The following is a 13,232-nucleotide window of genomic DNA, read 5'->3' as shown; positions in this document are numbered from 1 at the left end:
AGATAGCCATGACAGAAGCGCCAAATCCCGCCCGGATGACACCGGACCCGATTGCCGGTTTGGAGGGCGTCGTCGCCGCCACCACCAAGCTCAGCCATGTCGACGGCCAAAAGGGTGTCCTCATCCTCCATGGCCGCCACATTGAAGATCTGGCCGGAAAGCTGAGCTTCGAAGACGCTGTCCGGCACCTGTGGCAGGAATTCGACGTGCCCGGGGCCTCTCGCCTGCGCACGGCCTTCGGCGACGCCCGGCGGGCCGCCTTTGCCGTCATGCCGGTTCTTGAAGCCGCACCGTCCAGCCTCAGCGTCTATGAACGCATGCAGCTCGGTCTGACCGCTCTGCCCCTGTCCACCGGCCTGCCCGACGCAATTGCGATCTGCGGCGCGTTGCCCGTCTTTCTGGCGGCGTCGCATCGGATTGCCGGCGGCCAGAGCCCGATCGCACCGGACAGCACACTGGAAACCGCAACGGACCTTCTGCGCATGTTGAGCGGAGAACTGCCGCCTGCGGCCCATGCCGAAGCGCTGAACCGCTATCTGGTGACCATCCTTGACCACGGACTGAACGCTTCCACCTTTACGGCCCGCGTGATCGGGTCGACCCAGACGGACCTGAAACAGGCCGTGCTTGGCGCGATGGGTGCGCTCAGCGGGCCGCTGCACGGCGGTGCACCAGGCCCCGTGCTGGATATGATCGATGCCATCGGCAGCCCGGAAAACGCCGCCGCCTGGATCGGTGAGGCGCTGGCGCGCAAGGAACGTCTCATGGGTTTCGGTCACCGGATCTACCGGACGCGGGATCCGCGTGCGGACGTCCTGAAGGCAGGTCTGCGTCTGCTTGGAGCCGGCAATCCGAAAGTGCGCCTTGCGGAGGAAATCGAACAGGCGGCCCTGGCCGCCCTCAAAATCGCCAAGCCGGACCGCCCGCTGGAAACCAATGTGGAGTTCTATACGGCGGTTCTGCTGGATGCGATTGGGGTTGACCGCAGCCTGTTCACGCCGCTGTTTGCTGTCGGCCGGACACCGGGCTGGTGCGCCCATGTTCTGGAACAGCAGGAAACAGGCAAGCTGATCCGGCCGTCGTCGCACTATGTGGGGCCGATGCCTGCGTGATCGAGACCGGTTGAGTGTCTTTCACTGAAAAGCGCCACGCCCGGAAGGCGGATCGTCCGTCTTCCGGGATTTTGTATTCAGCCGGTAAACCATCTCTCGCACCCACATGTGCAGCGGTGCGCGATGATTGAGCGTGGTCCAGGCGAGGCTGATCGTCACCGACGTCTGAACCGGGCAGGGCACCACACGAAGCCCCTCCGCAACGGACAGGGACAGCCGTTCCGGCACCGTGGCGACGAGGTGCGATCCGGCTACCAGACGCTCAAGCCCTGCCGGGCTCGGCACGCGCAGGGCGACTTTCAAGTCCTTGTTCATGCGCTCAAGCTCGATGATGTAACGGGACCGCCACTGACCGCCATAGGTGACGAGCACGTGGTCGAGATCCAGATAATCTTCCAGGCTCAGCGATGACCCGGCTTTCGGATGCTCCGGATCGAGCAGGCAGACGTAGCGGTCCTGATAGAGATCACGCCTGTAGAAATGCGGGTCCGGGCGCTCGAAGGGACCGATCAGGAGATCCGCCTCGTTGCGCAACAGGCGCTCATGGCCGATCCCCGACGCGTCAATGATTTCGAGATCCAGATTCGGCGCTTCGCGTTTCAGAAAATGGACGATCTCCGGAATGATCAGCACCCGTTCATAGAAATTGCAGGCAATGGTGAAGGTTTGCGAGGCCGTCTTCGGATCGAAGTCCGGCGGGGCGGCCAGTTGCCGGAACTCCGCCGTCAGCCGCTTGGCCTGATGGACGATATCCTCGCACCGCTGTGTCGGGTGCAGCCGGCGCGCCTGACGAACGAACAGCGGATCCTGAAACACGCCCCGCAGCTTGTTGATGGTGTAGCTGACGGCCGACTGGTTGATGCCGAGCTCTTCCGCAGCCCGCGTGAAAGACCGAAGCTGGTGCACCCAGACCAGAACCTGCAACGCCCGAAAATCGACATCCAACGGATCGGCCTGCATCTGCACCATCTCCCAAGTCCCGAACCGGCATTTCAGATCCGGGTAAAATCAAAAAATTCGATGACAACTATAAAGTCAATCGTATTGCTTGATTTTAAGCCACTCGATTAACTTGGCGAGTTGCCGGCTTTGGGAGGAGATGGCAGATGGCAGTCGCACCCGTCGACAAAACGCTGACGCTTGATGAGCTGAGACGCGATCCCTATCCGATCTACAAGCGGATGCGGGCGGAAACGCCGATCGTTCAGGTTCCGGCGGCAAACCGTATTTTCCTGACCAAGGCGAAACACACCAAAATGGTGAAGGACGATCCCGAGCTTTACAGTTCGGACGATCCTGTGACACCGATGCGGCGCGCCTTTCTTGCCCACACGCTGATGCGCAAGGACGGCGATGAGCACCGGCGCGAGCGCATGGCCATGCAGCCGGCGTTCTCGCCGAAGGTCATCAAGACCGATTGGGCCGATCTCTACCGGAAGATTGCCGCCGACTATCTCGACCGGCTGCCAAGAGGCGAAACGGTCGACCTATTCACCGCCCTGTGCGGACCGGTGGCAGCACGCATTCTGGCGCATATTCTGGGCCTCGACGAAGTCAGCGACGCCGATATGCAGCGCTGGTCGCAGGTGCTGATCGACGGTGCCGGCAACTTCGGCTTCGCGGACGAACCGTTCGCCCGGTCGGATGCGGCCAATGCCGAAATGGATGCGATGTTCGACAGTCTGATTGACCGTCACACGGCGGAACCCAACAATTCCGCCTTTTCCGTCATGCTGAACGCCCGTGACCCGATCCCCAAAAGCCAGATCTATGCCAACATCAAGATCGCCATTGGCGGCGGGATCAACGAGCCACGCGACGCGCTCGCGACCATCATCTATGGGCTGCTGACCAATCCGGACCAGTTGGAAGAGGTCAAGCGGCAGGACGCCTGGGCGGATGCCTTCGAAGAAGGCGTTCGCTGGGTGGCGCCCATCCAGGCATCGTCCCGCCGGGCAACGCGGGATCTTCAAATAGACGGCATCGACATTCCCGAAGGGGTCACGCTGATGACCATCCAGGCCTCCGCCAACCGCGACGAGGACCTTTACGAGGATGGCGAGGCGTTCAACGTGTTCCGCCAGAAGGCGCCTCATCAGGCTTTCGGCAGCGGCCCGCATCATTGCGCAGGTGCTCATATCTCGCGCAGGACCGTTGGTGAAATCATGCTGCCGATGCTGTTCGAGCGTTTTCCAGGCATGAAGCTGGATCGGCCCGAAGACGTGATCTGGAGCGGCTTCGGTTTCCGCGGCCCCCTGAACCTGCCCGTCAAATTGACCTGAGCAAACGCAACAAGCGAGCGGGGCAGAACCCGCCGAAAGGGAGAAGCGCATGGTGCAGATTACCTTCGTCCAGCCAGACGGCAGCCGGACGACCATCGACGCCAATGAAGGCGCCAGCGTCATGGAAGCTGCGGTCGGCAACGGGATTGACGGCATTTTTGCCGAATGCGGCGGCGCCATGATGTGCGCCACCTGCCACTGCTACGTGGACGAAGAGTGGAGCGACAAGACCGGCGCGCAGGCGGAAGGCGAAGACATCATGCTGGAATGCGCGGCGGCCGAAGTGCGCGAAACCTCGCGCCTGTCCTGCCAGATCAAGCTTACCGGTGCCCTCGACGGGCTGGTGGTGCATCTGCCGGACGAGCAGGCCTGAGGGACCAATTCGATCAAGGGAGGAAGTCATGTCGAAATACCGGACCATAAGGTCTCTGGCCGCAGGAGCGGTTACCGTTGGGGCGCTTGCGGTATCCGCACTGTCGCTGACCCTCAGCGTTGGCCCCGCCGCTGCGGCGGAGGTCACGCTGCGGCTGCACCAGATGCTGCCGGCGCAAGCCAGCGTGCCGAAGAACATTCTCGAACCGTGGATGGCGAAGATCGAGGAAGAATCCGGGGGACGGATCGAGTTCCAGCATTTCCCGGCGATGCAGCTTGGCGGCAAACCGCCGGAACTGGTCGATCAGGCCATCGATGGCATCGCGGACATTGTGTGGACCTTGCCGGGGTACACGCCGGGCCGCTTTCCGAGAACCGAAGTCTTCGAGCTTCCCTTCGTCATGACCAATGCCGAAGCCGTTTCACGCGCCTTCTGGCAACTGGCGGAAGAGACCATGCTGGACCAGGACTTCAAGGACATGAAGGTTCTGGGGCTCTGGGTGCATGGGCCCGGACTGATCCATTCCAAGGAGCCGATCGATTCACTGGATGACCTCAACGGCGTGAAATTGCGGGCGCCGACGCGGGTGACCAATGAAATGTTCAGCTCACTCGGCGCGACGCCTGTCGGCATGCCGGTTCCGGCGGTTCCCGAAGCGCTGTCCAAGGGTGTCATCGACGCCACGGTGGTGCCGTGGGAGGTCACCGGCGCGCTCAAGATCAACGAGCTTGTCAACAACCACACGGACTTCGGAGACGACTCGCTTTATACGGCCACCTTCGTGCTGGGCATGAACCGGGCTGCCTACGATGGGCTGCCCGACGATCTGAAGGCGATCATCGACAAAAACTCCGGTCTGGAACTTTCCGGCTTCGCCGGCGGTCAGATGCAGCGGGATGATGCCAAGCCTCGCGAGGATGCCATCGAAAACGGAGCGAACATCGTCGTGCTTTCTCCAGAGGAGGTGGCCCGCTGGAAGGACGCTTCCGCGCCGACGATTGAAAAATGGATTGCCGAGATGGACGAGAAAGGCATGGACGGCACCGCTCTCTACGAACGCGCCGTCGAACTGATTGAAGAAAACACCGGAAAATAGCCGGTCCGTGAGGTGCGCGGCCGCCCCACAAGGCTGTGTGCTTCCTGGCTCGTGCCGTCAGTGGATCTGCGACGGCTTCAGAGCATGCGCCGGTTATGCAGGGCTCCCGTGACAACAGGTTGCGGGAGCCCTGTTTTCTTGCACCCGCCGTGGCGACGGTCAGCCCGCCGCCTGGGCTTCGCGGACAGCATATTCGATTTCGTCAACAAGGCCGTCTTCCAGGTTGAGCCGGGCCGCGAGCATCTGCAGATATGCCTTTTCCGCAGGATGATCCGGATCAATGGCCAGGCGTGAGGCGGCATAGATTTCTGCGGCGGTCTCCTCGCAGGTTGCGCCGGCAACCACCTTGTCCAGGTCCAGCGGCGAGCGCAGTTCGTCCATCAGAAACGCCTTTGCGTCACTGTCCAGTCCGGCCTCGTCGATCTTGTCGAATATCCGGTCCTGCTCCTCACGATCGATATGACCGTCGGCCTTCGCAGCGGAAATCATTGCCGTCAACAGCGTCACGGCTGCCTGATTTTCACCGCCCGGCTGTTCGCTCGGATCGAAAGCCGTGCCGCGCGGGGCTTCCACCGGGATCGGATCATCGGCCGGATACTGCGGGCGCGGCGCATTCTGCTGGTTGGCCTTGTGGCCCTGGTAGGCCTTGTAGGCAAGGCCGGCGACCAGGGCGAGGCCGCCATAGGTAACGGCCTTCTTGCCCAGTTTGCGGCCACTCTTGCTGCCAAGCATCAGGCCGGCAAGACTTCCGAGCGCCAGTCCGCCGCCCTGGGACGACAGAAAATCCTTGCCCTGGGAGAGAAGGTCACCGGACCCGCCTTTCCCGGCCGCACCGCGTTGGCCGGCTTGACCACCGCCCTGGGTGCCCAGAAACTGATCCAGCAAGGATTTTGCGTCGAACATTTTCGGCTCCTTAAAATTGCCGCGTGGAGCGGCTTCAATCACGTTCGCCTTATCAAATGGGATTTTCTGCAAGGGACGCAAGTTTGCGTTACACTCCGTCACACTTCTCCAATCCGCAACGCCTTTCGTCTTGGCAACAGCGAGGAAAATCTTGAACTTCCTCTCCTCAATCCGCGGTCTTTCCCTGCTGTGCTGCCTCATCGCCGGGACACTGGGGAGTGGACCCGCGCACGCCCTGTCGCTGAACGACGAAGCCGATACCTATCGCAAGATCTGGCAGAATGATCTTCTGAAAGCTTATTCGCGCGCACTGGGCGATGCCGGCGAAAGCACGACCGGCAATCTTTATGCCTTCAACATCAAGGGGTGTTCGCGTGAGGATGCTCCCGGAACGCTGCTGTATATCCACGCCGTCCAGGACCGTGGGCAGCCGCGCGGCAGCGAGTTTCCAACCTATGTCTTCACGTCGGGGACGAGACAGGACAAACCGGAGCTTGCATTCAAGACCTATGCCGGCAAACGCATCTATCTGTCCGACACGATCACCTGCGAACCCGAGCAATGCCTGTTGTCCGGCAAGACCGGATTTTCCGATGTCTGCCTGGCCGACCCTTATGGCAACCCCGCGCCGGACCTGAAGGGCCTGCGCAAGGATATCTGGACCGACCTCATGGGTTGGCTCGGGCTTTAGAGGGTCACTTCAACGGCAACAGATTGTCGTCCTTCAGCGTTTCCATGGCGATTGACGAGCGGACATGATGAACCGCCTCCTGGGGCAGCAGTTCGTCGTTGATGATGCGGCTGAGCGCCTTCAGGTCCGACACCACGATCTTCAGCATGTAATCGACATCCCCGGTCAGTGTGTGAGCCTCCTGCACTTCGGGCATGGCTGTCACCATGTTGCGGAACTTGCGGGCGTTTTCCCTGGAATGCGCGCCAAGCGTCACGCCGACATAGGCGGTCACCATCAGCCCAAGGGATTCCGGATCCAGCGCTGCCCGGTACCGGCGGATGATACCCGCGTCTTCCAGCTTCTGCCGGCGCCTTGAGACCTGACTTGCGGACAGGCCGATGACGTCGCCCAGCTCGGAATTGGTCAGGGCGGCGTTGTTCTGCAAAGCAGCGAGCAGCTTCACATCAAAGCTATCCAGCGCAATTGTCATGCAGTTCTCCAAAGTATCTCGCATTTTCCGTGCACCATCTTACGCGAAAACACGTGATTCGCACACACGCTGCGCGTCCTTCGCGGCATTCTGACTGCACTGACCCATTCAACCGAGGAGGACATTCATGGGACCGTTCCCGCACGACGCGCCACCCGCTCAGATCACGTCTGACAACCCGGCCGGTACCGATGGATTCGAATTTGTCGAATTCTCCCATCCGGAACCAGAAAAGCTGGACGCGTTGTTCCGCAGGATGGGTTACCTCCCGGTCGCAAAGCACAAGAGCAAGAACATCACCCTCTATCGTCAGGGCGATGTCACCTATGTACTGAATGCCGAACCGGGCAGCTTCGGCATGACGTTCGTCGATACGCACGGCCCCTGCGCACCGGCCATGGCCTGGCGCGTTGTCGATGCGCAAAAGGCTTTCGACCATGCCGTTGCCAAGGGCGCGACGCCCTATGAAGGCGATGACAAGACCCTGGATGTTCCGGCAATTGTCGGCATCGGCGGATCGCTGCTCTACTTTATCGACACCTACGGCGAGAAAGGCTCGGCCTATTCGGAAGACTTCACCTGGCTGGGCGAGGTCGATCCGAAGCCGGAAGGCGTCGGTTTCTATTATCTCGACCACCTGACCCACAACGTCTATCGCGGCAACATGGACAAGTGGTGGGATTTCTACCGCGACCTGTTCAACTTCAAGCAGATCCACTTCTTCGACATCGACGGCCGGATCACCGGTCTTGTCAGCCGCGCGATCACCAGCCCCTGCGGCAAGATCCGCATTCCGCTGAACGAATCCAAGGACGACACCAGCCAGATCGAGGAATATCTGAAGAAGTATAACGGCGAAGGCATCCAGCACATCGCGGTTGGCACGGACAACATCTACGAGAGCACGGATCTTTTGGCAGACAACGGTCTGAAGTTCATGCCCGGCCCGCCGGAAACCTATTACGAGATGTCCTACGACCGGGTGAACGGCCACGACGAGCCCATCGAGCGGATGAAGCGTCACGGCATCCTGATCGACGGTGAAGGCGTCATCGACGGCGGCATGACGAAGATCCTGCTGCAGATTTTCTCGAAGACCGTGATTGGCCCGATCTTTTTCGAGTTCATCCAGCGCAAGGGTGACGAGGGCTTTGGCGAAGGCAACTTCCGCGCCCTGTTCGAGTCGATTGAAGAAGACCAGATCCGCCGCGGAGTCATCAAGACAGAAGCTGCAGAATAGTCGCCCTTTCAGGTTGCACTGCACTGGCCGCTGTCTTTCGGGAGAGCGGCCTTTATCTTGCGCAAATGCCCTTGGGTTACTTGCCCAAAGCAATCCCGTTCGGGCCCGGTTCCGGTCCTGCCATTACCGCGCTATTGAAACCGATCATCCGACGATTGAATCGTATCTCCTTGAAGCGGCTCAAAAATTCGATTCCGGGATTCCGGCACCTTGCCACGGGAAATATCGGTCCTTCCGAAATTTTTTCAAAAATAATTTCGCGCCGACCGAGAGGGATTAACCATTTCATTTCAACGTGATAACGACACCCTAAAGTAGAAGCGCAAAAAAATATTCAAGCAAAATGCACTTTCTGCAGGATCGATTCTAGTGGGGACGGGTTCTACTTACAGAGGCTGCCGAGTAGGCCCTCTGTTGCATTGTCTAAGCACGAACTCTTAACACCTCCGCGCCCCCATGCGGAGGTTTTTTTTGTCTGATCGCAGGTGATGGGCGGGGTGCCCGCCCAAGGATTTTCCGTTCATGTCCTCAGGGCGTCAGACTGCATTCATGTTGGACATGACGGCTTTCGCACCGATTTGCTGCAGGAAGGCCTGCGGGTCGAACGCCACCTTGCGATATTCTTCCGCTATACGGGCCTTCGCTTGCAGAAAGACCTCTTCGTTCTGCCATTCGACAAAGGTGACGAATGTCGCCGTCCCTTCTCGGGAAGGCTGTTCAAGCACGAGGTTCTGGCGGCAGCCTTCGATGTTCTGAAGCAGATCGCGAATGACAGTGAGCCGTTCCAGCAGAACGTCGCGCGATTCAAGCGGCACTTCAAACCGGTCGACGCGGTATATGGGCCGGGAGTCCGTGTCCGATTTCATGCTGTTTCTCCCTGAGATTTGAAAGGAGAAACAGCTCTACAACCTCAACTTAAATTGAGGTCAAGCGGATATTCGGACACGGCTTGTGGCAAGGGCTGTCAGCCCTTCACCTTCGCTTCCAGCACGTCCCAGACCATGCCTGCCACGTCCGGACCGCCGAGATTGCGGATGGCGCGGATGCCCGTGGGGGCGGTGACGTTGATTTCCGTCAGGTTGCCGTCGATGACATCGATCCCGACCAGGATCAGGCCCTTTTCCTTCAGCGACGGTCCAAGGCGGGCGCAGATTTCGCGTTCGCGCTCGGTCAGCTCACTGTCGGTCGGCGCGCCGCCGCGCACCATGTTGGAGCGCAGGTCGCCAGCGGCCGGAACACGGTTGACCGCGCCGGCGAACTGGCCGTCGACCAGCAGGATGCGCTTGTCGCCGTGTTTCACGTTGGGCAGGAACTGCTGGATGACCCAGGGCTCGCGGAAGGTCGCGGCAAAGAAATCATACAGAGACCCGTAGTTGAGGTCGTCCTGAGTGATGCGGAAGACGGCCGCACCGCCATGGCCGAACAGCGGCTTCATGACGATGTCGCCATATTCCTTCCGGAAAAGATCAATCTCCGACTTGTCCTTGGTGATCAGGGTCGGCGGCATCAGATCGGCGAATTCGGTCACGAACAGCTTTTCCGGTGCGTTGCGCACGGCTGCCGGGTCGTTGACCACCAATGTGTCCGGATGGATCTTTTCCAGAATGTGGGTCGCCGCAATGTAGGAGAGGTCGAACGGCGGGTCCTGGCGCATCAGCACCACATCCATCTCGCGCATGTTGAACCGGCTCTTTTCGCCCAATGTGAAGTGATCGCCCTTCACATCGCGCACTTCAATCGGCTCCAGCGCACAGAACACCTCGTCGCCGCGCATCGCCAGGCGGTCGGGTGTGTAGTGATAGAGTTCATGTCCGCGAGACTGCGCTTCCAGCATCATTGCGAAGGCGCTGTCGCCGGCAATATTGATGGACGATACATGGTCCATCTGGACCGCAACTTTCAAAGCCATGAGGCAACTCCCGGCGGGCGGCGCCACTTCGGCGCCTTTGGGATTTCAGAACGATTGGTCCAGATATGCGGTGCGAGGTCCGCTTTGTCCAGAGGGGGCGGGCAGAAGGATCCGAGTTCGTTTCAAAGTCATTCCCCTGACAAATGCAAATGGTCACGTTTCTCAATCAAACCCGGCGTCATCCCGGGCGAGCGTTGCCGGGTTTCGACACTCCAGCCAATGTTAAACTCAGACCTGGGACCAGCGCACCAAACTATTCCCAAGCCTGAAACGCGTTCGCGATGCGCTCCGGCCAAGCGCAGGGGCGCACGACGATGACATCAAAGCGCAGGGTGAAGAACCCGGCCTTGGGGTGCTCGGTGACGAAGATCCTGGCGGCGCGGGAAATGCGTTTCTGGCTGGCAGGCGTGACCGCTTCCAGCGCTGCCTGCCGTGATTTGCGGGCCTTGACCTCAATGAAGGCAACCGTCTTGCGGCGCTTGGCGATGAGGTCGATTTCGCCGGCCTTGGTCTTGTAGCGGCGCTTGAGGATGCGCCAGCCGGTGAGGCGCAGATACCAGGCAGCCAGGGTTTCGGCGGATAGGCCCAACGCATGTGCCCGGCGGCGCCGGTCCGTCTCTGCCGGCGGCTTTCCGGAACCGCCCGGATCGCGTGCCATCAGGCGTCTTCCGCCTTCAGTTCGAGGGCGCGTTTATAAACCTCGTTGCGGTCGAGCCCCGTGGCCTTTGAGATCTTCTTCGCCGCGGCGCTCACCGGCATCTCGGTGAGAGCTTCGCTCAACAAGGCATCCAGATCGTCCGCCTCGGCCTCGGGCTTGTCTTCCGGTGGGCCGACCAGAATAACGATCTCGCCCTTGACCTGCTGGCCGTCGAAGCGGGCGCTCAGCTCTTCCAGAGTGCCGCGCTCGAAGGTCTCGAAACGCTTGGTCAGCTCCCGCGCGACGACAGCTTCGCGTCCAGCTCCCAGGAGCTCGGCCATGAGCGCCAGCGTGGCGGCAGTACGATGGGGCGATTCAAAGAAAACCAGCGTCGCCGGCACCTTGGCCAGCTCCTGCAGTCGCCGGGACTTCGGCCCGCCCTTTTGCGGCAGAAACCCTGCGAACAGCACCGTATCGCTCGGCAGACCCGCCGCGACCAGTCCGGCCAGGGGCGCGGAGGCGCCGGGGATCGGGATGACCTTGTAGCCTTCTGCGACCACATCACGCACCAGCCGATACCCGGGGTCGGAGACCAGCGGCGTTCCCGCATCAGACACCAGCGCCACGGCCCGGCCATCGGCCAGAGCTTCCAGGATCTTCGGCCGCTGCTTGTCGGCATTGTGCTCGTGATAGGGAAGGAGTGGAGTTTTCAACGAAAACCGCTGGGTAAGCGTTGCCGTGACCCGCGTATCCTCGCAAGCGATCACGCTTGCCGCGGCCAGCGTTTCCAGCGCTCTGACAGTGATATCGCCGAGATTGCCGATCGGCGTGGAGACGATATAGAGCGCGGGTTCCAGATTGGCTGCGGTGAACACATGTTCGGAGAGGCTGTAGCGGTTCCTGTCCGCAGCCGGCTCGGCTGTTTCCTTGACCATGTCGCCTTCCCTCTTGTCTGCCGCGAATTGCCGTTTCGCTCTCGTTTGCGCCCTTGCGCTAGCCTTTCGATACAACCGATGCAAGGCAAATCCACCGTTGATCGCGCCGATATGCCATTGAAAGGCCACTAAATCTTTACAGGCCTGTAGCGAATACGTAAGTCTTTCCCAAAGGGTGAACCGACAAATATGGCAAGTGCAAGACGGGGCGACAACGTGCAACAGCACAGACGTGTTTTCTTGAAAACAGCGCTGGCTGGAGCCAGCACGATGCTGCTGGGCGGCTGCATGGGGTCGACGCTCGGCTCGCTTCCGGGCGACCAGATCCAGCCCACAGCGCAACCGCAACCGACCGGCGAAATCATCGGCACGGGCGGGGTTCGCATCGGGCTGCTGCTGCCACTGGCAAGCTCCGGCGGCAACGCGTCCATCGGCACGGTTTTCAAGAACTCCGCCTCGCTGGCTTTGCAGAACTTCCCGAGCGCGGATGTGCAGTTGCTGGTGAAAGATACCGGCGGCACCGCCGAAGGCGGACGCGCTGCTGCGCAGGCGGCCATTTCGGAAGGTGCGGAACTGATCCTGGGTCCGGTGTTCTCGCCTGCGGTGTCCGGTGCCGCACAAGCCGCACGGGCTACGGGTGTTCCCGTCATCGCGTTTTCGACGGACACATCGGTCGCGGCCCGGGGCGTTTACCTGCTCAGCTTCCTGCCGGAAAGTGACGTGAAACGGGTTGTCAGCTACGCCAACAGCCAGAAGAAACACTCCTACGCCGCACTGATCCCCGAAGGCTCCTACGGCGCCGTCGTCGAGGCTGCGTTCCGCCAGGAAGTCGGCCGCGGGGGCGGTCGGATCGCATCGATCCAGCGCTATTCCATGAACGGTTCGGATACGTCCGATCTTGTCACCAAGACAGCCGCGCTGAAATCCGTGCTGAACAATTCCGATGCCCTGTTCGTTCCGGCCGGAGGCGCTGTGCCTGCGGCAGTTGTGCAGACCCTGGTCAGCCAGGGCGCCAATCTGGGCAATGTGAAGCTGCTTGGAACCGGGCAGTGGGACTCACCCCAGGTCAAGAACAACCCTGTGCTTGCCGGCGCCTGGTATGCCGGGCCGGAAGACAAGGGTTTCCAGGCGTTTGCCCAACGGTATCAGAGCACATATGGCTCCGTGCCGCCGCGCAATGCCAGCCTGGTCTACGATGGCGTCACCCTTGCCGCCGGCCTGATCCGCTCCGCCGGGCAGCAGCGGTTCCAGCAGAGCATCATCACCAATCGTGACGGCTTCATCGGCATTGACGGATTGTTCCGCTTCCAATCCAATGGCCTCAACCAGCGGGGCCTTGCCGTCTATCAGATTACCGGGCAGGGCACACAGGTGATTTCTCCGGCGCCGCGGGATTTCCGCACCGGATTCTGATCTTTACCGCCGACATCGACAGACCTAGGGTGTGACCCCATAAATGAAGATGAAATGGCATGAGACATGGCGAAACTGCGTTAGGAAGTGTGCGCGGAGCGGGCTTTCTGCCCGGTCAAGCACGCTGACGACACGCGGTGAAGCCATTTTCATGTCCTTCGGATTTGAC

14 protein-coding genes are annotated in these 13,232 nt (G+C 60.7%); 7 read left to right on the top strand and 7 right to left on the bottom strand.

The genetic code is table 11. The annotated features are described in order from the left end of the window. Window positions 1-8 precede the first annotated feature (8 nt). Window positions 9-1,112, top strand: coding sequence for a citrate synthase/methylcitrate synthase (locus AC2A6O_RS11185; protein ID WP_498927001.1), 1,104 nt, complete (start codon window positions 9-11; stop codon window positions 1,110-1,112). 21 nt (window positions 1,113-1,133) lie between these two features. Here the strand turns inward: AC2A6O_RS11185 and AC2A6O_RS11180 are convergent, their stop codons facing one another. Beyond that, window positions 1,134-2,081 (bottom strand): LysR family transcriptional regulator, encoded by a 948-nt coding sequence (locus tag AC2A6O_RS11180; RefSeq protein ID WP_498926999.1) that lies wholly within the window; start codon window positions 2,079-2,081, stop codon window positions 1,134-1,136. A 137-nt stretch (window positions 2,082-2,218) separates the two neighbouring features. Here AC2A6O_RS11180 and AC2A6O_RS11175 point away from each other — a divergent pair, with 137 nt between their 5' ends. The 3 genes from AC2A6O_RS11175 to AC2A6O_RS11165 are packed head-to-tail and all read left to right on the top strand — an operon-like array spanning window position 2,219 to window position 4,863. After that, window positions 2,219-3,394, top strand: a complete 1,176-nt coding sequence (locus AC2A6O_RS11175) for a cytochrome P450 (RefSeq protein ID WP_498926997.1) — start codon at window positions 2,219-2,221, stop codon at window positions 3,392-3,394. Between the two features lie 49 nt (window positions 3,395-3,443). Next, window positions 3,444-3,767 carry a 2Fe-2S iron-sulfur cluster-binding protein gene (locus tag AC2A6O_RS11170; RefSeq protein WP_148583232.1) on the top strand — a complete coding sequence of 108 codons (324 nt, stop codon included), beginning with the start codon at window positions 3,444-3,446 and terminating at the stop codon, window positions 3,765-3,767. 28 nt (window positions 3,768-3,795) lie between these two features. Further along, a complete protein-coding gene (locus AC2A6O_RS11165; RefSeq protein WP_498926994.1) occupies window positions 3,796-4,863 on the top strand; it encodes a TRAP transporter substrate-binding protein in 1,068 nt (355 codons plus the stop codon). A gap of 159 nt (window positions 4,864-5,022) precedes the next feature. On the opposite strand, the gene AC2A6O_RS11160 is transcribed toward AC2A6O_RS11165, so the two are convergent. Beyond that, window positions 5,023-5,766, bottom strand: coding sequence for a tellurite resistance TerB family protein (locus AC2A6O_RS11160; protein ID WP_148583233.1), 744 nt, complete (start codon window positions 5,764-5,766; stop codon window positions 5,023-5,025). 151 nt (window positions 5,767-5,917) lie between these two features. On the opposite strand from AC2A6O_RS11160, the gene AC2A6O_RS11155 reads away from it, so the two are divergent. Then, entirely contained in the window at window positions 5,918-6,457 is a 540-nt protein-coding gene (locus AC2A6O_RS11155; protein ID WP_498926992.1) for a hypothetical protein, read from the top strand. 4 nt (window positions 6,458-6,461) lie between these two features. Here AC2A6O_RS11155 and AC2A6O_RS11150 read toward each other — a convergent pair whose 3' ends face one another. Continuing rightward, entirely contained in the window at window positions 6,462-6,929 is a 468-nt protein-coding gene (locus AC2A6O_RS11150; protein WP_148583235.1) for an Lrp/AsnC family transcriptional regulator, read from the bottom strand. 127 nt (window positions 6,930-7,056) lie between these two features. On the opposite strand from AC2A6O_RS11150, the gene hppD reads away from it, so the two are divergent. Further along, window positions 7,057-8,169, top strand: a complete 1,113-nt coding sequence (hppD, locus tag AC2A6O_RS11145) for a 4-hydroxyphenylpyruvate dioxygenase (RefSeq protein WP_498926989.1) — start codon at window positions 7,057-7,059, stop codon at window positions 8,167-8,169. Window positions 8,170-8,705: 536 nt separating this feature from the next. On the opposite strand, the gene AC2A6O_RS11140 is transcribed toward hppD, so the two are convergent. The 4 genes from AC2A6O_RS11140 to rsmI all read right to left on the bottom strand — a co-directional run bounded on the left by AC2A6O_RS11140 (window position 8,706) and on the right by rsmI (window position 11,650). Further along, the gene (locus AC2A6O_RS11140) at window positions 8,706-9,035 is read right to left on the bottom strand and encodes an antibiotic biosynthesis monooxygenase (protein ID WP_498926987.1); all 330 of its coding nucleotides are present in this window, start codon (window positions 9,033-9,035) and stop codon (window positions 8,706-8,708) included. A 98-nt stretch (window positions 9,036-9,133) separates the two neighbouring features. Beyond that, complete coding sequence (gene gshB, locus AC2A6O_RS11135) at window positions 9,134-10,078, bottom strand: glutathione synthase (protein WP_023002334.1); 945 nt, start codon at window positions 10,076-10,078, stop codon at window positions 9,134-9,136. A gap of 253 nt (window positions 10,079-10,331) precedes the next feature. After that, window positions 10,332-10,736, bottom strand: coding sequence for a YraN family protein (locus tag AC2A6O_RS11130; protein ID WP_498926985.1), 405 nt, complete (start codon window positions 10,734-10,736; stop codon window positions 10,332-10,334). After that, the gene (gene rsmI, locus AC2A6O_RS11125; RefSeq protein ID WP_498926983.1) at window positions 10,736-11,650 is read right to left on the bottom strand and encodes a 16S rRNA (cytidine(1402)-2'-O)-methyltransferase; all 915 of its coding nucleotides are present in this window, start codon (window positions 11,648-11,650) and stop codon (window positions 10,736-10,738) included. The genes AC2A6O_RS11130 and rsmI overlap by 1 nt, the downstream gene beginning before the upstream one ends. A gap of 240 nt (window positions 11,651-11,890) precedes the next feature. Here rsmI and AC2A6O_RS11120 point away from each other — a divergent pair, with 240 nt between their 5' ends. Beyond that, window positions 11,891-13,063, top strand: a complete 1,173-nt coding sequence (locus AC2A6O_RS11120) for a penicillin-binding protein activator (RefSeq protein ID WP_209000990.1) — start codon at window positions 11,891-11,893, stop codon at window positions 13,061-13,063. Window positions 13,064-13,232: the final 169 nt, after the last annotated feature.

The organism is Labrenzia sp. ATLA3 (assembly GCF_057180185.1).
The sequence above is the reverse complement of the archived record's forward strand: the minus strand, read 5'-3'. Positions and strand labels throughout refer to the sequence as shown.

What these genes read in the sequence shown, in the direction of transcription:
- rsmI (WP_498926983.1), bottom strand. Translation starts at nt 11,650, where the DNA reads ATGGTCAAGGAAACAGCCGAGCCGGCTGCGGACAGGAACCGCTACAGC.
- AC2A6O_RS11140 (WP_498926987.1), bottom strand. Translation starts at nt 9,035, where the DNA reads ATGAAATCGGACACGGACTCCCGGCCCATATACCGCGTCGACCGGTTT.
- AC2A6O_RS11150 (WP_148583235.1), bottom strand. Translation starts at nt 6,929, where the DNA reads ATGACAATTGCGCTGGATAGCTTTGATGTGAAGCTGCTCGCTGCTTTG.
- AC2A6O_RS11170 (WP_148583232.1), top strand. Translation starts at nt 3,444, where the DNA reads ATGGTGCAGATTACCTTCGTCCAGCCAGACGGCAGCCGGACGACCATC.
- AC2A6O_RS11165 (WP_498926994.1), top strand. Translation starts at nt 3,796, where the DNA reads ATGTCGAAATACCGGACCATAAGGTCTCTGGCCGCAGGAGCGGTTACC.
- gshB (WP_023002334.1), bottom strand. Translation starts at nt 10,078, where the DNA reads ATGGCTTTGAAAGTTGCGGTCCAGATGGACCATGTATCGTCCATCAAT.
- AC2A6O_RS11160 (WP_148583233.1), bottom strand. Translation starts at nt 5,766, where the DNA reads ATGTTCGACGCAAAATCCTTGCTGGATCAGTTTCTGGGCACCCAGGGC.
- AC2A6O_RS11185 (WP_498927001.1), top strand. Translation starts at nt 9, where the DNA reads ATGACAGAAGCGCCAAATCCCGCCCGGATGACACCGGACCCGATTGCC.
- AC2A6O_RS11175 (WP_498926997.1), top strand. Translation starts at nt 2,219, where the DNA reads ATGGCAGTCGCACCCGTCGACAAAACGCTGACGCTTGATGAGCTGAGA.
- hppD (WP_498926989.1), top strand. Translation starts at nt 7,057, where the DNA reads ATGGGACCGTTCCCGCACGACGCGCCACCCGCTCAGATCACGTCTGAC.
- AC2A6O_RS11180 (WP_498926999.1), bottom strand. Translation starts at nt 2,081, where the DNA reads ATGGTGCAGATGCAGGCCGATCCGTTGGATGTCGATTTTCGGGCGTTG.
- AC2A6O_RS11130 (WP_498926985.1), bottom strand. Translation starts at nt 10,736, where the DNA reads ATGGCACGCGATCCGGGCGGTTCCGGAAAGCCGCCGGCAGAGACGGAC.